The sequence below is a fragment of the Pseudomonas sp. ADAK2 genome, assembly GCF_012935755.1.
In the GTDB taxonomy this organism is placed as follows: domain Bacteria; phylum Pseudomonadota; class Gammaproteobacteria; order Pseudomonadales; family Pseudomonadaceae; genus Aquipseudomonas.
The window spans coordinates 6,197,927-6,217,105 of sequence record NZ_CP052862.1 but is presented as its reverse complement, the minus strand read 5'-3'; the positions used below and the strand labels follow the sequence as shown (position 1 = coordinate 6,217,105).

12 protein-coding genes and 1 riboswitch are annotated in these 19,179 nt (G+C 60.3%); of the genes, 2 read left to right on the top strand and 10 right to left on the bottom strand.

Going from position 1 to position 19,179, the window contains the following annotated elements:
* Nucleotides 1-2 precede the first annotated feature (2 nt).
* The gene (gene alaS / locus HKK52_RS28540) at nucleotides 3-2,621 is read right to left on the bottom strand and encodes an alanine--tRNA ligase (protein WP_169373524.1); all 2,619 of its coding nucleotides are present in this window, start codon (nucleotides 2,619-2,621) and stop codon (nucleotides 3-5) included.
* A 146-nt stretch (nucleotides 2,622-2,767) separates the two neighbouring features.
* Nucleotides 2,768-3,772, bottom strand: a complete 1,005-nt coding sequence (gene ltaE, locus HKK52_RS28535; protein ID WP_169373523.1) for a low-specificity L-threonine aldolase — start codon at nucleotides 3,770-3,772, stop codon at nucleotides 2,768-2,770.
* Between the two features lie 198 nt (nucleotides 3,773-3,970).
* A riboswitch (FMN riboswitch) is annotated at nucleotides 3,971-4,141 on the top strand.
* A gap of 103 nt (nucleotides 4,142-4,244) precedes the next feature.
* On the opposite strand from ltaE, the gene HKK52_RS28530 reads away from it, so the two are divergent.
* Nucleotides 4,245-4,754 (top strand): 6,7-dimethyl-8-ribityllumazine synthase, encoded by a 510-nt coding sequence (locus HKK52_RS28530; protein WP_123514347.1) that lies wholly within the window; start codon nucleotides 4,245-4,247, stop codon nucleotides 4,752-4,754.
* Nucleotides 4,755-4,872: 118 nt separating this feature from the next.
* Here the strand turns inward: HKK52_RS28530 and astE are convergent, their stop codons facing one another.
* From astE to HKK52_RS28495, 7 genes are all read right to left on the bottom strand, one after another.
* A complete protein-coding gene (astE, locus tag HKK52_RS28525) occupies nucleotides 4,873-5,883 on the bottom strand; it encodes a succinylglutamate desuccinylase (protein ID WP_169373522.1) in 1,011 nt (336 codons plus the stop codon).
* 12 nt (nucleotides 5,884-5,895) lie between these two features.
* Entirely contained in the window at nucleotides 5,896-6,183 is a 288-nt protein-coding gene (locus HKK52_RS28520; protein WP_010457234.1) for a hypothetical protein, read from the bottom strand.
* Between the two features lie 51 nt (nucleotides 6,184-6,234).
* A complete protein-coding gene (astB, locus tag HKK52_RS28515) occupies nucleotides 6,235-7,581 on the bottom strand; it encodes an N-succinylarginine dihydrolase (RefSeq protein ID WP_169373521.1) in 1,347 nt (448 codons plus the stop codon).
* Nucleotides 7,582-7,747: 166 nt separating this feature from the next.
* A complete protein-coding gene (gene astD, locus HKK52_RS28510) occupies nucleotides 7,748-9,217 on the bottom strand; it encodes a succinylglutamate-semialdehyde dehydrogenase (RefSeq protein WP_169374306.1) in 1,470 nt (489 codons plus the stop codon).
* Entirely contained in the window at nucleotides 9,214-10,239 is a 1,026-nt protein-coding gene (gene astA / locus HKK52_RS28505; protein WP_133837982.1) for an arginine N-succinyltransferase, read from the bottom strand. The genes astD and astA overlap by 4 nt, the downstream gene beginning before the upstream one ends.
* Nucleotides 10,240-10,300: 61 nt before the next feature.
* Nucleotides 10,301-11,320 carry an arginine/ornithine succinyltransferase subunit alpha gene (gene aruF, locus HKK52_RS28500; RefSeq protein ID WP_169373520.1) on the bottom strand — a complete coding sequence of 340 codons (1,020 nt, stop codon included), beginning with the start codon at nucleotides 11,318-11,320 and terminating at the stop codon, nucleotides 10,301-10,303.
* A gap of 137 nt (nucleotides 11,321-11,457) precedes the next feature.
* Nucleotides 11,458-12,678, bottom strand: a complete 1,221-nt coding sequence (locus tag HKK52_RS28495) for an aspartate aminotransferase family protein (RefSeq protein WP_123514338.1) — start codon at nucleotides 12,676-12,678, stop codon at nucleotides 11,458-11,460.
* Between the two features lie 307 nt (nucleotides 12,679-12,985).
* On the opposite strand from HKK52_RS28495, the gene HKK52_RS28490 reads away from it, so the two are divergent.
* Nucleotides 12,986-18,031 carry a leucine-rich repeat domain-containing protein gene (locus HKK52_RS28490; RefSeq protein ID WP_169373519.1) on the top strand — a complete coding sequence of 1,682 codons (5,046 nt, stop codon included), beginning with the start codon at nucleotides 12,986-12,988 and terminating at the stop codon, nucleotides 18,029-18,031.
* A gap of 15 nt (nucleotides 18,032-18,046) precedes the next feature.
* Here HKK52_RS28490 and argR read toward each other — a convergent pair whose 3' ends face one another.
* Complete coding sequence (gene argR, locus HKK52_RS28485) at nucleotides 18,047-19,027, bottom strand: transcriptional regulator ArgR (protein ID WP_054044763.1); 981 nt, start codon at nucleotides 19,025-19,027, stop codon at nucleotides 18,047-18,049.
* Between the last annotated feature and the right edge of the window lie 152 nt (nucleotides 19,028-19,179).

The following is a 19,179-nucleotide window of genomic DNA, read 5'->3' as shown; positions in this document are numbered from 1 at the left end:
CCTTATAAACCCTGCTCTACAAATGGAACGGTCAGGGCCAATGCCACGTCCAGCGCGCCGGCGTCTACACCACCGCCCTGCGCCATGTCCGGACGACCACCGCCCTTCCCGCCCACTGCCGCAGCAGCTTGCTTCATCAAATCACCGGCTTTGAGTTGGCCAGTCAGGTCCTTGGTTACGCCTGCAACCAGAACGACCTTTTCCTCATGGACACTGCCGAGCAGGATCACTGCGCGGCCGAGTTTGTTTTTCAATTGATCGACCAGCGCCAGCAGCGCCTTGCCGTCCTGACCGTCCAGACGCACGGCCAGCACTTTCACGCCTTTGACATCCAGTGCGCTAGCCGACAGATCGTCGCCCGCCGCGCTGGCAGCCTTGGCTTGCAACTGCTCGAGTTGCTTCTCCAGCAGACGGTTGCGCTCCAGCACAGCCGACAGCTTGTCGATCAGGTTGTCGCGGCTACCCTTGACCAGGTTGGCCGCTTCCTTGAGTTGTTCTTCGGCAGCGTTCAAGTAAGCCAGCGCTTGCGCACCAGTGACCGCTTCGATACGACGCACGCCGGAAGCCACACCGCCTTCGCTGATGATTTTCAGCAAGCCGATGTCGCCGGTACGGTTGGCGTGGATGCCACCGCACAGCTCGACGGAAAAATCACCGCCCATGCTCAGCACACGCACGTTGTCGCCGTACTTCTCGCCAAACAGCGCCATGGCGCCTTTTTGCTTGGCGGTTTCAATATCGGTTTCTTCGGTTTCAACCGCGGAGTTCTTGCGAATCTCGGCGTTGACGATGTCTTCCAAGGCTTTCAACTGCTCAGGCTTGATGGCTTCGAAGTGGCTGAAGTCAAAGCGCAGGCGCTGACTGTCGACCAACGAACCTTTCTGTTGAACGTGTTCGCCCAACACCTGACGCAATGCCGCGTGCAGCAAGTGCGTCGCCGAGTGGTTCAGCGACGTGGCGTGGCGTACTTCGGCATCGACATGCGTCTCTACCGGCGCGCCGATGGTCAGGCTGCCCAACACCGCCACGCCGTGGTGCAGGAATGCACCGCCAGTCTTGGTGGTGTCGCGCACGTCGAAACGGCTGCTGCCGACTTGCAGATAACCGCAATCGCCAATCTGGCCGCCGGATTCAGCGTAGAACGGCGTCTGGTTGAGAACGATCACGCCCTCTTCACCTTCACTCAAGACGTCGACCGACTGACCTTCTTTATAGATAGCGACAATTTTCGCCGAACCGCTGGTGGCCTTGTAGCCGGTGAATTCGGTCGCCACGTCAACCTTGACCAACGTGTTGTAGTCGAGGCCGAAGGAGCTGGCCGAACGCGCACGCACGCGCTGGGCTTCCATTTCACGCTCGAAACCAACTTCGTCGACGGTCAGGTTGCGTTCGCGGGCGATGTCAGCGGTCAGGTCCATCGGGAAACCGTAGGTGTCATACAGCTTGAACACCACGTCGCCCGGCACCACGGTGCCTTTGAGTTCCAGCAGATCCTGCTCGAGAATCTTCAGGCCGTGCTCCAGGGTCTTGGAGAACTGCTCTTCTTCAGCCTTGAGCACGCGCTCGATGTTGGCTTGTTGCTGCTTGAGTTCCGGGAAGGCTTCGCCCATCTCGGCCACCAGCGCAGCCACGATCTTGTAGAAGAAACTGCCGGTCGCGCCCAGCTTGTTACCGTGACGGCAGGCACGACGAATGATCCGGCGCAGCACGTAACCGCGGCCTTCGTTGGATGGCAGCACGCCGTCGGCAATCAGGAAACCGCAGGAACGGATGTGGTCGGAAACCACTTTCAGCGACGACTGATCGTCATTGCTGCAGCCAATGGCCTGGGCCGAAGCGCTCAACAGGTTCTTGAACAGGTCGATTTCGTAGTTGGAATGAACGTGCTGCATCACCGCACTGATCCGCTCCAGGCCCATGCCGGTGTCTACCGACGGCGCTGGCAACGGATGCAACACGCCATCGGCGGTGCGGTTGAACTGCATGAACACGTTGTTCCAGATCTCGATGTAACGGTCACCGTCTTCTTCCGGCGAGCCCGGTGGGCCGCCCCAGATATGGTCGCCGTGATCGTAGAAAATCTCGGTGCACGGACCGCATGGGCCGGTATCGCCCATGGTCCAGAAATTGTCGGACGCGTACGGCGCGCCTTTGTTGTCGCCGATGCGGATCATGCGCTCGACGGGCACGCCGATCTGCTTGGTCCAGATGTCATAGGCCTCGTCATCCGAGGCGTAGACCGTTACCCAGAGTTTTTCCTTGGGCAGCTTCAGGACGTCGGTCAGGAAGGTCCAGGCGTAGGTGATCGCGTCCTGCTTGAAATAGTCACCGAAGCTGAAGTTACCCAGCATTTCGAAAAATGTGTGGTGACGAGCGGTGTAACCGACGTTTTCGAGGTCACTGTTCTTGCCACCGGCGCGCACGCACTTCTGGCTGCTGGTCGCACGGGTGTACGCACGTTTTTCCTGGCCCAGGAAGCAGTCCTTGAACTGGTTCATCCCCGCGTTAGTGAACAGCAGGGTTGGGTCGTTGCCCGGAATCAAAGAGCTGGAGGCTACACGGGTGTGGCCTTGCTCTTCGAAGAAGCGAAGGAAGGCTTCACGGATTTCTGCGCTTTTCATTAGGTTCTTCCACGGAGGCTGCGGCCAAAGGCCTGTGCAAAACGTCATCAGACGAAGCGACGGCAAAGGGCCGCATTATATCGGCCCTGCGCGCGGGGTACAGCGTGTTTATACGATAGAAACGGTCAATTGGACGGCTAACGCGGTCAGTTGCGCGAAAACTCGACGAATGTAGCGATCACCTGCTCGATTTGCGCGCGGCTGACGTCCATGTGCGTGACCATCCGTAGACGCCCAGCGGCGCTCAACTTGATGCCGCGCTCGCCAGCAAACACCTTGATCGCCTCGGCCTGGTCGCCCATGGCGACGTACACCATGTTGGTCTGCACCGGCTCGACTTCATAACCGGCTTTACGCAGGCCTTCAGCGAGAAATTGCGCATTGGCGTGGTCGTCGGCCAGGCGCTGAACGTTATTGTCCAAAGCGTACAAGCCTGCGGCGGCCAGGAGCCCGGACTGGCGCATACCGCCGCCGACCATTTTCCGCAGGCGCCGCGCCTTGGCGATGAATTCGACCGAACCGCACAACACCGACCCAACGGGCGCGCCCAGCCCCTTGGACAGGCAGACCGAAACCGAATCGAAATGCTGGGTGATTTCCCGGGCATCGACACCCAGCTTGACCGCGGCGTTGTAGAGGCGCGCGCCGTCCAGGTGCAAGGCCAGACCCTGTTCACGGGTGAAGGTCCGCGCCCGAGCCAGATACTCCAGCGGCAGGACCTTGCCCTGCATGGTGTTTTCCAGGGCCAGCAAACGGGTGCGGGCGAAATGGAAGTCGTCCGGCTTGATCGCCGCGGCCACCTGGGCCAGGTCCAGGGAACCGTCAGCCTGCACTTCCAGCGGCTGCGGCTGGATCGAACCGAGCACGGCCGCCCCGCCACCTTCGTACTTATAGGTGTGGGCTTGCTGGCCGACGATGTATTCCTCGCCACGCTCACAGTGCGCCATCAACCCCAGCAGGTTACTCATGGTGCCCGTCGGGACAAACAGCGCCGCGGCGAAACCCAACCGTTTTGCCAGTTCAGCTTCCAGACGATTGACCGTCGGATCTTCGCCATACACGTCGTCACCGGTGGCCGCTGCAGCCATGGCGTCGAGCATTCCCTGGGACGGTTGGGTGACGGTGTCGCTGCGAAGATCGATAACGCTCATGAATCTGGCCTCGGTAAGCAGGGGAAAATCCCTTTCTAGGTTGAGTTACTGCGGTCATGACGACGAATAATCAACCCTTGGGCGGAGAAAAGGCGTTTTGTAGCTTCGGAAAACTCGATATCAATCATCAGAAAGCAGCAATGCGCACGCAGGAAATATGTGTTAAAAACGCTTCGCCGCCAAACAATTCTGGCGGCAAAACGTTCTCAGGGCGGGGTGCAACTCCCCACCGGCGGTAATTGCGCGCAATGCGCATAGCCCGCGAGCGCTTGGCGACAGCACGGCTTCGGCGGTGACTGGCGGCAAGGTCAGCAGACCCGGTGTGATCCCGGGGCCGACGGTCATAGTCCGGATGAAGAGAGAACGGGATTGGCGCCAAAGGGCCGTTTGCACGCATTTTTTGCGAGCCTGCGTACCCTTAAATCCCATTCGATTCATAAGCCCTGTTTTTCACACAAACAGGAACCAGAACATGCAACCCACCGCAATCGACAGCAAAAGCAAAAACCATCAGGGCGAGCGCGTTGCGTTCATCCAGGCCTGCTGGCACAAGGAAATCGTCGACCAGAGCCGTAAAGGCTTCCTCGCCGAAATGATTGCCCAGGGCTATCAGGAGTCGGACATCGATTTCTTCGAAGTCGGCGGCGCCTTTGAAATCCCGTTGCACGCCAAGCTGCTAGCCAAGTCCGGTCGTTATGCCGGCATCGTTGCCGCGGGCCTGGTAGTGGATGGCGGCATCTACCGTCACGAATTCGTCGCCCAATCAGTGATCAGCGGCCTGATGCAGGTGCAGCTGGAAACCGAAGTGCCGGTGTTCTCGGTGGTCCTCACCCCGCATCACTTCCATGCTGGCGAAGAACATCAGAAGTTCTTCTTCGAGCATTTTGTGCATAAGGGCCAGGAAGCGGCGAAGACGTGTGCGGATACGCTGCACAAGACGCGGGCGTTGCGTCGTAGTGAGCCACGCGCAGTAGCGGTCTAGTCAATGATCGTCCCCACGCTCTGCGTGGGGATGCATCCCGTGACGCTCTGCGTCACATCCAGAGCCGAACGCGGAGCGTCCGTGGCGGCATTCCCACGCGGGGCGTGGGAACGATCAGTCAGGCGAGGTTTTCGTCGCTGGTCGGCACAATCAGGATGCCGGCGCGCAGGCCGTTCTTGACCTTGGGGTTGGGGAAGATGATCCGGGCGCCCTTCTCTTCGATGATCCAGCGGGTCTGGGCGATGTCTTCGGCCAGTACGTAACCCACTTCCAATTCCGAAAAGTTCTCAATGTCCGCTGGCAGGTTCAAGCGGAAGCTGTCGCTGTGCTTGATGATTTCCCGCGCCACGCTGAACAGCTGCAAACCGTCCAGCGACGCTTCGGCCACGGGCGGCTCGCTGCCTTCGATGATCTGTTTGAGACGGGTTTCCAGCAGATCGACATTGACCCCGTCGTTCTGCCCGAACGGCCGGGCCTTGCCCAATTCGAGGGTGAAAGCCTCGGCACCGAGTTTGTCGTAGGTGTAGGAACTGAACACGATGGATGGCTTGTTCTGCAACAGCACCGCTTCCATGCCAGCGGCGCGCAGGCGCGCCAGTTCCAGGCGCGAGTGCTGGCGGCCTTCTTTCCACGGGTAGAGCGCGAACTGCTCGATCTTCGAACCACGAATCGCGGTGTGCAGGTCGTAGTGCAGACGGGCGCGGTCAGACAGGCTGAAGAAACTTGCCGCCAGTCGCTCGAGCTCACAGGCACGCAGAGCTTCGGAACCGCTGCTTTGTTCGTGACGGCCATTGAACAGCCGATTGACGTCTTGCTCGATGTAACGCTCGCCGCGACGGATCGCCTCGGGGTTACCGAACAGGAACAGAATACGTGCGCGCGGCTTGAGGTCGCCGCGGGCGATGTCATGCAACAGGCGATCGAGCAATTCGATCGGCGCTGTTTCGTTGCCATGGATACCGGCCGATAGCAGTAGGTCCAGGCCATTGTCGCGCGCTTCGGGTGGCCGGACTTCCAGCGCACCTTCGCTCAACCAGCGCATGCGCACGCCTTCGACAGTCAGTTGAGTCTTCTCCGCCGGTTCGCGGCCGGCGAGGGTCAGTTCAAGCAGTTTGCCGAGGGCGAGCATAGAGCGATTTCCTTAGTGGTCGTGTGCGCAATCCGGGCCGTGCACGTGGTCTTCGTCACCGACTTCGGCCGGTTCCATTTCCAGTTGCAGACTTACCAGATTAGTCGCCAATGGGCGCAGCAGCAGGTTTGCGTATTCGGCGTCGCCTTCTTCGACGTCCACGCCGATCAGCAATTGGCCACGGCCGTCTTGCTGGATCCACAGCTCTTTGCCTTGCCACAGGACCGCGACGCGGGTGCAGGAAGTTTCCAGTTGCGTGCCGTCGGTGTCTTCAAGGATCAGCTGCAGGGTATCGCTCATGTTTTTTACACTCTCGTTTGGAGATAAAAGCGGCGCCAGGTGCGCCAGCCTTTAATTGATCTGGAATGGATAAACCGCGCCCAGTTTAAGGATTTGCGTCAGTTCATCCAGTGCCGTCCGGCATTCAAGCAGCAATTGCGGGTCCGCCAGATCGTTTTCGGTCATGCGGTCGCGGTAGTGCTTGTCGACCCATTCGGTCAGCGTGCCGTACAACGGTGCCGTCATGATAACCCCTGGATTGACCGCCGCCAGTTCGGTTTCGTTGAGGGCCACGCGAAGTCTCAGGCAAGCCGGGCCACCGCCGTTCTGCATGCTCTGTTTGAGGTCGAAGACTTTTACTTCGCGGATCAGCCCGCCAGAGCTGGTCAAACCTTGCAAGTACTGCCAGACGCGCTCGTTGCCACGGCATTCTTCCGGCACGATCAAGAGCATCGAGCCGTCAGGACGCGACAGCAGCTGGCTATTGAACAGGTAGGACCGAACCGCGTCTTCCACGGTGACCGCCGAACGCGGAACACACACAGACTGAAATTTCCCACCGACTTTGGCGAGTTTTCCGGAAAGCTCGGCCAGCATCTGTTCAGTGTCGAGGAACGCGTCCTCGTGATAGAACAAAACCTCGCCATTGCCCACGGCGATCACGTCGTTATGGAACACGCCCTGATCGATCACCGACGGATTCTGCTGCGCATAGACCACGCCGTCATCGCTCAAACCGTGCAAACGCGCAACGGCCTGGGACGCTTCGAGGGTCTGGCGCGCCGGGTATTTCTGCGGTGCCGGGTAACGGTTATCGAAGGCGCTGCGACCGAACACGAAGAACTCGACGCCGGCTTCGCCATAGTCACGGCAGAAACGGGTGTGGTTGGCCGCGCCTTCGTCACCGAACTGCGCCACGGCTGGCAAGGCGGCGTGGTGAGCGAAGTGCTTCTGATCAGCAAACATCGCGCCCAGCACGCGGCTGGTGGTCGGGTGTTCGATGCTGCGGTGGTATTTGCAGTTCAGGTTGGCGGCGGTGAAATGCACGCGGCCATCGGCAGTGTCGGCGCTTGGGCTAACGGTGGCGGCGTTGGCCACCCACATGCTCGAGGCCGAGCAACTGGCGACCAACAGCGGCATCGCTTCTTTGGCTGCCTGCTCAATCACCTGGGCGTCGGTGCCGCTAAAACCCAAGCGGCGCAGTGCGGCGACGTCCGGACGTTCTTGCGGTGCCAGCACGCCTTGCTGAAAGCCCATTTCCATCAGCGCTTTCATTTTCGCCAGGCCCTGCAACGCCGCTTCCTTCGGGTTCGAAGACTGCTGGCTGTTGCTCTGGGACGCGACGTTGCCGTAAGACAGGCCGCCGTAGTTATGGGTCGGCCCCACTAGACCGTCAAAATTGACTTCATAGGATTTCATCAGCGAGGCTCCACGAGAATCTGTTTTTATAGGCATCTGGTAACAATTCAGTAAGACCGCGTCGCGGCGTTCGCGGGCAAGCCTCGCTCCTACGGGATTTGTGGTGTGTGCCGATTATGCGGACGCCACAAAACCTGTAGGAGCGAGGCTTGCCCGCGAATGGCCGTTACGCCATCCGCACGCCGGGCGTCAGCGCAGCAGGCATCACCAGGCTCGGCGTTTCCAGCGAAGCCACCGGGTACGCGCAGTAATCGGCCGCGTAGTAGGCGCTGGCGCGATGGTTGCCCGAGGCGCCGACGCCGCCGAATGGCGCGCTGCTGGCAGCACCGGTCAGCTGCTTGTTCCAGTTGACGATCCCGGCGCGGCTTTCCAGCCAGAACTGCTGATAACGCGCTTCGGAATCCGACAGCAATCCGGCGGCCAAGCCGTAGTCGGTGTCGTTGGCTTCAGCAATCGCCGCTTCAAAATCAGCGTAGCGGATCACTTGCAGCAACGGGCCGAACAGCTCTTCGTCAGGACGATCGGCAACGGCGCTAACGTCCAGAATGCCTGGGGTCAGCAACGCCGCCTGAGCCTGAGGCTGAGTCATTTCCAGCAGCGAAACGGCGCCGTTGGCCAGCAGATGTTCCTGGGCTTCCATCAGCGCTTTCGCCGCGCCAAGGGAAATCACCGAGCCCATGAACGGCGCCGGCGTTTGATCGAACGCGCCGACTTCAATGGTCGAACTGACCGCCACCAGCCGCGCCAGCAACGCATCGCCCCAGGCACCTTGCGGCACCAGCAAGCGACGGGCACAGGTGCAACGCTGACCGGCGGAAATGAACGCCGACTGGATGATCGTGTAGACGGCGGCTTCAACGTCAGCCACTTCGTCGACGACCAATGGGTTATTACCGCCCATTTCCAGCGCAAGGATCTTGTCCGGGCGACCGGCAAATTGTTGGTGCAGATGATTGCCGGTACGGCTGGAACCGGTGAAGAACAACCCGTCGATCCCCGGATTGGCCGCCAGGGCGATCCCGGTTTCGCGAGCGCCTTGCAGCAGGTTCAACACACCCGCCGGCAAACCGGCTTCGATCCAGCACTTGACCGTCAACTCGGCGACTTTCGGCGTCAGCTCGCTCGGCTTGAACAGTACGCTGTTACCCGCCAGCAGCGCCGGCACGATGTGACCGTTGGGCAAGTGCCCCGGGAAGTTGTAAGGGCCGAATACCGCGACCACGCCGTGCGGCTTGTGACGCAACACGGCGGTGGCGTCGCCCAACGGGCCGCTCTTCTCGCCGGTACGCTCACGGTAGCTCTGCACCGAGATGGCAATCTTGTTGATCATGCTGGTGACTTCAGTCGCCGACTCCCACAGGGGTTTGCCGGTTTCTTCACCGATGCAGCGCGCCAGTTCGTCAGCGTGATTTTTCAGCGCGGCGGCAAAGGCTTCGAGCACAGTAATGCGCTCGTCCAGCGTGCGGTGGGCCCAGCCCGGGAACGCCTGACGCGCGGCTTGCACGGCGGATTCGACCTGGGCGGTGGTGGCGCCTTCGCCAGTCCACAAGACTTGTTGGGTTACCGGGTTCAGCGATTGAAACGCTTCCCCCTGGCCAGCCAGCCATTCACCTGCGATGTATAGCGAATTCATTATTTCGACTCCCGAGCAGCGGACAACGGCACGGCGCGCACTTGATCGCCAGCGTTGAGTTGAAGACGTTTGGCGGTCAGCGGATCGACCACCAGCGTACCGGCGGCGAAGCGTGCGGGTGCGGCAGTGATCCGGCAGTCTTCGCGCTTGCGGTTGTGAATCAGGAATGGCGTGGCGTCATCACCTGGCGTACCGATGGCCAGCACCAGTGCCTGGCTGTCGCGGACTGCGCGGATCTTGCCTGTTTCGCATTCCACGGCCGGGCCAGCGTCGAAGATATCGACATAACCCTGATAGCTGAAGCCTTCGCTCTTGAGCATCGACAAGGCCGGTTCGGTGTCCGGGTGAACCTGGCCGATCACGTTGCGCGCGTCTGGCGACAGGAAGCAGGTGTACAGCGGAAACTTCGGCATCAGTTCGGCGATGAACGCCTTGTTGCCCACGCCCGTCAGGTAATCCGCCTGGCTGAATTCCATCTTGAAGAAGTGCCGGCCCAGGCTTTCCCAGAACGGCGAACGCCCGGCCTCATCGGACACACCGCGCATTTCGGCGATGATCTTGTTGCCGAACAGCTGCGGGAATTCAGCGATGAACAGCATCCGCGCCTTGGCCAACATGCGGCCGTTGAGGCCGCTGCGGTAATCGGCGTGGAGGAACAGCGAGCACAACTCGGAATTGCCGGTCAGGTCGTTGGCCAGGAACAGCGTCGGGATTTCGCGGTAGATGTTCAGCTCTTGCGAAGCGCTGACGGTCAGGCCGACCCGGAAGTTGTACCAAGGCTCACGCATGCCGACCGCGCCGGCGATGGCGGAAATGCCCACCACACGACCGTTGTCGTCTTCGAGCACGAACAGGTAATCCGCATCGCCCCGCCCGGCTTCGCCACGGAAGGTTTTCTCGGCCCAGCCGACCCGATGGGCCAAGCGCTCTTCGTTGGCCGGCAAGGTAGTCAGGCCGGTGCCGGTGCTGCGGGCCAGGTCGATCAGAGCGGGTAAATCGCTGCTGCGTACGGGACGAACGATCATGCTATCTCCTCAAACGGGCCGCTTGCGCCACCCGCGAAACTCTCAGCTTTTATAAGCAGGCTTAAACCGCGACCAGGCGCACGCTGGCACCTTCACCGACGCCCAGGGCTTCGGCCGCTTCCAGATCCAGGGTCACGGGTTTGCCCGGCGCGTAATCGAGCTCGAGCAACACGGCGCGGTAATCCTGCAACTGGGCGTTGGCCACCAGGTACTGCCGACCGGCGCCTTTGACCGGCTCGCCGATTTTCACCGGGACCACACGGCTCTGGGCGATCGAACGGATCCCCGAGACGCGGGCATGCAAGGTCGGGCCGCCGTCGAAAATGTCGATGTAGTGATCGGTCTCGAAGCCTTCGCGCATCAGGATGTCGAAGGTGATCTGCGCACGCGGGTGCACCTGGCCCATCGCTTCTTGCGCGGTGTCCGGCAGCAATGGCACGTAGATCGGGTAGTGCGGCATCAGTTCGGCGAGGAAGGTCCGGCTCTTCAGGCCACACAGACGCTCGGCAGCGGCGTAGTTGAGGTCGAAGAAGTTGCGACCGATGGCGTCCCAGAAAGGCGAGTCGCCATTTTCATCGCTGTAACCGACTATTTCGGTCACCACGGAATCGGCAAAGCGTTCCGGATGGCTGGCGACGAACAACAGGCGGCCACGGGAGTTGAGTTCCGCCCATGGCGAACCCACCAGCTCCGGCTTCACGTAGAAACTGGTCAGCAAGCTGTTGCCGGTCAGGTCGTGGCACTGGGAGAGCACGTGGATCTTGTTATGAATCTTCAGCTCGCGGGAAGCGTGCACGAAGGTTTCATTACGGAAGCTGTAGAACGGCTCGGAATAACCGGCCGAGGCGACGATCGCCGAGCAGCCCGCCAGTTTGCCGGTGGCGCTGTCTTCGAGGACGAAGAAATAGCTCTCTTCACCGTTGAAGCTGACTTCAGCGGAAAACGACGCTTCGCTCGCGGCGATCTTGTCGCTCAGGCGTTCAACGTCATCCGGCAAGGAAGTGACACCAATCGGGCTGTCCGCAGCCAGACGCTGTACCTCGCCCAGATCAGCCATTTGCGCGGGGCGCATCACCAGCATGGTGTCACTCCTTTCTCTAACTCTTTTTGGGGGAAATAAGCCGGACCCTTGCAGGAGCGAAGCTTGCTCCTACAGAAAAGCGGGTCCGGCATAAAAATTGGGATCGACGCCTGAATCGTCAGGCGTCGAAGGGTGGATCAGGCTTGCGTCAGTTTGGCCGCAGCGCGCTCGAAGCGGTCCAGGCCGGCATCGATGTCCGCGTCTTCAACCACCAGGCTCGGCGCAAAACGAATCACGTCCGGGCCGGCTTGCAGGATCATCAGGCCTTCACGCTCGGCGGCATTGAAGATGTCCTTGGCCTTGCCTTTCCAGGCATCGCTCAGCACACAGCCGATCAACAGGCCCAGGCCACGTACCTGGGTGAACAGGCCGTACTTCTCGCCGATCTGCTCCAGGCGCGCCTTGAACTTGTCGTGCTTGGCGTTGACGCCGGCCAGCACTTCAGGGGTGTTGATCACGTCGATTACGGCTTCAGCGACAGCGCACGCCAGCGGGTTACCGCCGTAAGTGGTGCCGTGGGTGCCGACGACCAGGTGTTTGGCCAGGTCTTCGGTGGTCAGCATCGCCGCGATCGGGAAACCGCCGCCCAGGCTCTTGGCGCTGGTCAGGATGTCCGGGGTCACGCCGTAATGCTGGTAGGCGAACAGCTTGCCGCTGCGGCCCATGCCGGTTTGCACTTCGTCGAACACCAGCAGCGCGTTGTGCTCGGTGCACAGCTCGCGGGCGCCTTGCAGGTAAGCCAGTTCGGCCGGCATCACGCCGCCCTCGCCCTGGATCGGTTCCAGCACCACGGCGCAGGTCTTGTCGGAAATGGCCGCTTTAAGCGCCGCCAGATCGTTGTAAGGCACGTGGGTGATACCGGTGATTTTCGGACCGAAGCCGTCGGAGTACTTCGACTGGCCACCGACGTTCACGGTGAACAGGGTACGACCGTGGAAGCTGTTCAGCGCGGCGATGATTTCGTACTTCTCGGTACCGAAACGATCGAAAGCGACGCGACGGGCCAGCTTGAAAGCGGCCTCGTTGGCTTCGGCGCCGGAGTTGCAGAAGAACACGCGCTCGGCAAAGGTGGCGTCGATCAGCTTATGGGCCAGGCGCAGGGCCGGCTCATTGGTGAACACGTTGGACACGTGCCACAGCTTGTTCGCCTGTTCGGTCAAGGCACCGACCAGCGCCGGGTGCGCGTGGCCCAATACGTTAACGGCAATCCCGCCGGCGAAGTCGATCAGCTCGCGGCCAGACTGGTCCCAAACGCGGGAACCGGCACCACGCACTGGGATGAATGCGGCAGGCGCGTAGTTGGGAACCATTACCTGGTCGAAATCGGCGCGTTGTACCGCAGCGTGCTCAACGGACATCGGAGTCTCCTGAAGAGGAACACTCGCCTGAAACTGGCGAGCGATGAGGGGATTGTAAGGACAGTTTTCAGCCCGGCCTTGCCGCCAAGCGACAACTTCTTATAGCGCAAACCCCGGTTTCAGCCGGGTTTACGGCAATGCGACATATACCGTCGCAAAGGCGCAGTTTAAACCGATGCGCAGGATTAGCGGCAGCGCGCGCGACATTAGATTTCAGGCCGTCGAGGGAGGTGCGGTAACTATGTACCGCACCCTGGCTTTTTATTTCGGGTCTCCTTGCATCCCCGACATGTTTAAGGACGAACCCGTGGATCCATCGCTTGCTTCACACACTGCGACGCCGCTATGGCCGCAGCACCCGGACAGCCATTACGCGCACCTGGCCACCGCCCTGCCCCAATGGCTGATCAAGGCGTCCGCCAACAGACGCGCGGCCCTGGGCAATGTCCGACCGCACCTGCGGGGCGCGTTTCGCAACGCCTCGACCGGCCAGCATGCGGTGCTGAAAAGGCTCAATGGCGCTTACTGGACCGCACAGAACCAGGTCGACCAACGCCTGGAACACCTCAAGGATGCTCACGCGTTTGGCGAACCCTTGCTGCGCGATGCGCTGAAAAAGCGGTTCGCTCTGGATCTGGACGTGAAGGCCACGTTTTTGCGGCTGTACATTCCGGCGACCATTCCCTGGCTTCCGATCGGTTCAGGCGCCGCCCGCAGCTGGACCGTGTCGTTGCTCGATGCGGCCCTGCATAACTTCGAAGCTTCGGAAACCGCAGGCGACGCCTATGAACCTGACTCGACCTTCATCACTGAGCCGACAACTGTCGGTCAATTCGAAACCCTGGGGCACATCAAGGATCGCCTGACGATTGCAGCGTTTATCCGGTTGTGCCGCGAACTGGATATTGGCGGGCAATACCAGGCCTGGCTCGAAGATAACCTCGGCGTGAACAATGCGGTTGTCGATGCCGTGTTGCGCCCACAGATCAAGGACAGTCAAAAAGCCGCCCTGCGCATGGCCCTGGAACTGGCGCTCATTCACAAGGACACGCTGAGTGAGAACGCCTACCTCTCCATTCTGGGCGTGGTGAATGGCGTGCAAGGCATGCTGCTCGACGGCAAACCCTTGCTCTGTCACGACCTGACGCTGATGTCTGCGCGGCTGACCGGCATCCTGCTGTTCGCCCCGGACCTGGAACTCAATCGCAATGCGGTGCGCGTCGTGGCCTACATCCCCGACGATCCCGAACACCCGATCAAGGAGTACCCGTCCACCGGGCACTTCATGCAGGACCTCAGTCAAAAACTGCGATCGAGCAGCTACCAGCAGTTCTTCAGCCCATTCGTCGCTCACCAGGACCGCGGCTACTTTTTCAGCCAACTGAACGACCGACTGACCCACATCACCTGGCATCAGCACACGCCTGGCGACCCGCTGCCCTCCTGGCGCGAGACAGCCGCCCCGCACACCAACCTGCAATTCGCCGCCACGCTGATCACCGCCGACCTCTGGCAACACCTGCACGACGCCAAGCTGAACAAAATCCTCAATGACGCGCGCACCCTGGCCGTCTCGACCGCCAGTGCCGACCGAAAAGCACGCTGGGAACTGTGGGATTCGTTCAGCAACGTCGCCGCCACGTTGCTACAGATCGCCTCGTTCGTGGTGCTGCCGTTCGTGCCTTTCCTCGGGGAAATGATGATGGCCTACATGGCTTATCAACTGCTCGACGAGACCTTCGAAGGCATTGTCGATTGGAGCGAAGGGCTGACCCGGCAAGCGCTCGAGCACACACTTGGCGTGATCGAATCACTGGCCCAGCTCGGCGTATTCGCAGCAGGCGGTAGCCTCGGTGCTGGAGAGTTTCGCAAAGTGCTGCCAAAGGAATGGATCGATTTTATTGATCGCTTTACCCCCGTGAAGACAGCCAACGGGCCCACCCGTTACTGGAACCGCGACCTGACCCCCTATGAACAGAACATCACCCTCGCGACTGATAGCAAACCCAATGAGCTGGGCCTGCACGCCCACGCAGGGAAAACCATCTTGCCCCTGGAAAACAAACACTATGCCGTGACCTACGACACACAGGTCGGGCAGTATCAAATCGAACACCCGACGCGCCCCGATGCTTATAAGCCGCGGCTGGAACACAACAACAATGGCGCCTGGCACACACAACTCGAAAAACCTCTGACCTGGGACCGTGACACGCTCTTGCAGCGCCTGGGGCATCTCGCCGATTCGCTCTCCACCAGCGAACGCGAGCAAGTGCTGAAGATCAGCGGCCATCACGAAAACGCCTTGCGACGAATGCACGTCAACAACGCGCCCCTGCCACCGCTGGTGGCCGACACGCTCAAACGCTTCAAGATCGACAAGGACATTCAGACGTTTATCGGGCGAATTGGCAGCGAGCATTCACAGATCTGGCAGACGGCGGATCGCCCGACCCAATTGCAACTGCTGACCACACACTTCCCGTGGCCTGAAAACAAAGCGCTGCGATTGATCGACAGCGAAGGCAGGGTAACGTGGCAAAGCGCAAATGCCATGACTCGCGGTGCACGCTTGCACGATATACCCGCCAGCAGCGCTGACGTGCTGACAACAGCACTGCAATGCCTGAGTGACGATGAATTGAAAGGACTGTTCGACGAACCATTTGGCACGCCGGCCCTGGCGCTCGAGGCACGCGCGAACAACCTCAGAAGCCGCCTGGCACAGGTCGCATTCGATCAACAACGCTCGCTGTTCGCCGCGCGCTACCGGGCGATGGAGAGCAAGACCGACCCATTGACCCAACGCCTGATGGACATCTTTTCAGGCTTGCCAAGCAGTGTCGCCGAAGAACTGTTGAACACCGCCAGTGGTAGCGAGCTGGACATGCTGGAAAAGGGCACGATCACCCCCAGACTCCATGAGCTGGCAAGCTGGACACAACAATACGTCCGCGCAGTGCGTGCCCGCGAGGGCCTGGAACTGTCGTCGCAGAACAATCCGGATACCGACCGACTGGCCCTGCACTCGCTGCCGCACCTGCCGGGCTGGTCCGGCACGGTTCGAATTGACGTCAATCGTTATTCATTCAGCGGGGAAACCATCGACACCATCGGCAACCCCGGGGCATCGGTACGCAAAGTGCTGGTCCATCGGGTGGACGGGGATTACCAGGCCTATAACGACATCGGTGAGGAACTGTCCGGCGGCGACGATCTCTACGATGCACTGCTGCGGGCATTGCCCGACAGTGAGCGCAACGCCTTGAACCTGAAAACAGGACAAGGCTCGACGCTGAAACAATTGCTCGGTGAACATGCGCTGGGCCACGAAGAACTGCAAAAGATTCTGTTACAGCACCCGCTGCGCAAACCCCATTACGACCCCAAGGTCATGCGCCTGCCCGGTGGGGCGGATTATCCTTACCGCCACCCCGGCGCCACGTCATTGCAAGACCAGGTCAGGGACCTTTACCCCGCCTTCACCCAGGAAGAAGCGGAGCGTTTCGCCCTGGCATTGCAACGTCATCCCTCTGGGCCGCGAATCGAACTCTCAAGACTCATCGACGAATACACACGATTGCAGAATGGCCTGCGCATCTGGTGCGCCGCCACGCCGCCCTATCACCCCGAAACCGGCGTCCCGTTAACAACCCGGCAACTCACCGCCTCCAGACGCAACCGCGCCCTGCTCGCGGATGAACTGCAACGCTGCTGGCGCCACGAAACCGCACTCAATGACGGCGATCAGGACGCCGGTGATCGTGGCTATATGTTCAGGTTTACCCGTCCCATCATTGGCGAGTTGCCGACCTTGCAAGCGGACTTTAGCCACGTGGCCTACCTGACCCTGGAAGGTGGCGAGGCGACACGCGGCGCCCATGAGTTCCTGCGTCACTTCACGGGAACGCGGCGCATGGAGGTGCGCAATATTCCATTAGGCACGTTGCCGGACGTCCTGCCCTGGTTGCCGAATCTCAACCAACTGATCATGAGCAATTGCGCGATCACACTGACCGCCGAATCCCAGGCGACACTGTCATCCTTGAGCCAGATGCGAACGCTGGAGCTGTACAAAAATCCGTTGGGCCGGGTATTCAGCGTCGAGGCCATGCCACAGCTGGACTACATCGATCTGGGTGAAACCGGTATTTCCAGCCTTCCCCCCGGGCTCCTTACCCGTCCAACCCTCAAAACCGCGATTTTCTCTGACAATCAATTCACCACACTGCCTGCGCAAGTGTTCGAACTGCCCGCGAGCAAGGCCGAGGGTTACGACTTCGGTGACAACCCACTTTCTGCCACCACACGAAACAAGGTGAAAGCCTATTTCCAGATGACCCGTGAAGATTTGGGCGTTTATGCACCGCAAGCCGATATGGAACGCGTTGTTGCCCTGTACCCGACCCTGGACCGCGAACAAGCCAGCTCATTTTTGTATGATTTGCCGGGCACGCTGCAGGCTGGTCGAGCAGAACTCACTCGACTGGAAACCGAATACACCACCCTGAGCGACACCCTGGCCGCCTGGACTGGCGACATACCCGCGCGTCATCCGGTCAGCGGCGTGCCCTTTAGCGCCCAGGAAATACTGATCGAGCACAGCACCCGGGATGAAGTTAAAAACATCATCGAACAAGCCTGGCGCCGGGAAACCGAACTGGATGATTTCAATGAGACCCTGGAGCCGTCCCACGAGCTGGCCCTGGCCGCGATCATTACCGGTGACTTGCCGGCCCTGAGTGCAGACTTCAGCCACATTTCCCACTTGTACCTGCACAGTCATGCTGGCCTGACGTCAGTCGCCGATGGTTTTCTCAGGTGCTTCCCCAAGCTCAAGGGCCTGACCATCCGCCATTACCGCCTGGGCCACCTTCCGCAGACGGTGTTCAATATGGGCGAACTGGAAGCGTTGGTGCTGCCTGAGTGCCAACTCAGTCTGACCGCAGAGACGGTATCGGCGCTGGCCGGGATGGAGCGCTTGAACTTCCTCGACCTGAGCAACAACCCGCTGACCCTGGCTCCCGACATCAGCCAGATGCCGGACCTGGCCACGCTGATCCTTCATCACTCGCAAATTACCGAGCTTCCGCCCGGGCTGCTGACATTGAAGACGCTGGACATTGCCAATCTGCGGCATAACGCGATCCGGGAAATACCCAGCGATATTCTTGAGCTGCCGATGGAAACAGCCGAGTGCATCGACCTGCGGGGCAATCCGTTTTCCGAACAAAGCCTGCAACTGCTGCGGGCCTACTTCAAGCAAAACGGCACCGATTTTGGCATTGATGAGATTATCGAAACCGCCGAGATGGAGGTGTCCGATTCGGACGACTCAGAAGTGGAGCAGTAACGCTGCGGAGTGAAATCAACCGCGTTCCGAGGGCACCGACGACAATTCGAACGGGCTGCTGCTACGCCGCTGGTTGCGATCTTCCCGCGGCGTGGCGCCGAAGAAATTGCGGTAGGCGCTGGAGAAATGCGGCCCCGAAGAGAAGCCACAGGACAGGCCGATCTGGATGATCGACTTGCTGGTTTGCATCAACATCTGCCGCGCCTTGTTCAGGCGCAGTTCCAGGTAGTACTGGCTCGGCACGCGGTTGAGGTATTGCTTGAAGATCCGCTCCAACTGCCGACGGGACACGCACACGTGCTGAGCGATTTCGTCGGTAGTCAGGGGTTCTTCGATGTTGGCTTCCATCAGCAACACCGCCTGGGTGAGCTTCGGATGGCTGGAGCCGAGGCGGTTTTGCAGCGGAATGCGTTGACGTTCGCCACCCTCGCGGATGCGTTCGACCACCAGTTCTTCCGAGACTGCACCGGCCAGTTCGGCGCCGTGGTCGCGGGCCAATACCGCCAGCAGCAAGTCGAGCACCGACAGGCCACCGCATGCGGTCAGGCGATCACGATCCCAGTCGAACAGATGACTGGTGGCGATGACTTTCGGGAAACGTTCGGCGAAATCATCCTGCCAGCGCCAGTGCACGGCAGCGCGATAACCGTCGAGCAAACCCAGTTGCGCCAACGGGTAAACACCGGCGGACAACCCACCGATCACACAACCGGCGCGCACCAGTTGTTTGAGCGAACTGCTGAGGGCCGGCGCGAGTGCGGTCGGCGGCTCATCGGCGAGCAGAAACAGTTTCTGGAAGTTTTCGAGCTTGCCGGCCCACGGCTCACCCGGTAATTGCCAGGCGCCTTCGGTCGGCGGTTCGGCCTGCAAGAACGACAGTTCATAGACAACGTCCGGATGCACACGCTGGGCAACACGCAAGGCCTCCTCAGCCAGCGCAAGCGTCAGAGCTTTAGTGCTGGGCCAAATCAGGAAACCAATTCGATGGGCAGTCATGGGCGGGCGATCCGAAGCGAAAACAGTATTAAAGGCATGGGCCAATGCTAGCCCGAAAATGAACGCAAATCTTGAAACCCTACAAGAGCAGGCTTGTCACCCCCCACTGTAGGAGCTGACGAGTGAAACGAGGCTGCGATCTTTTGATTGTA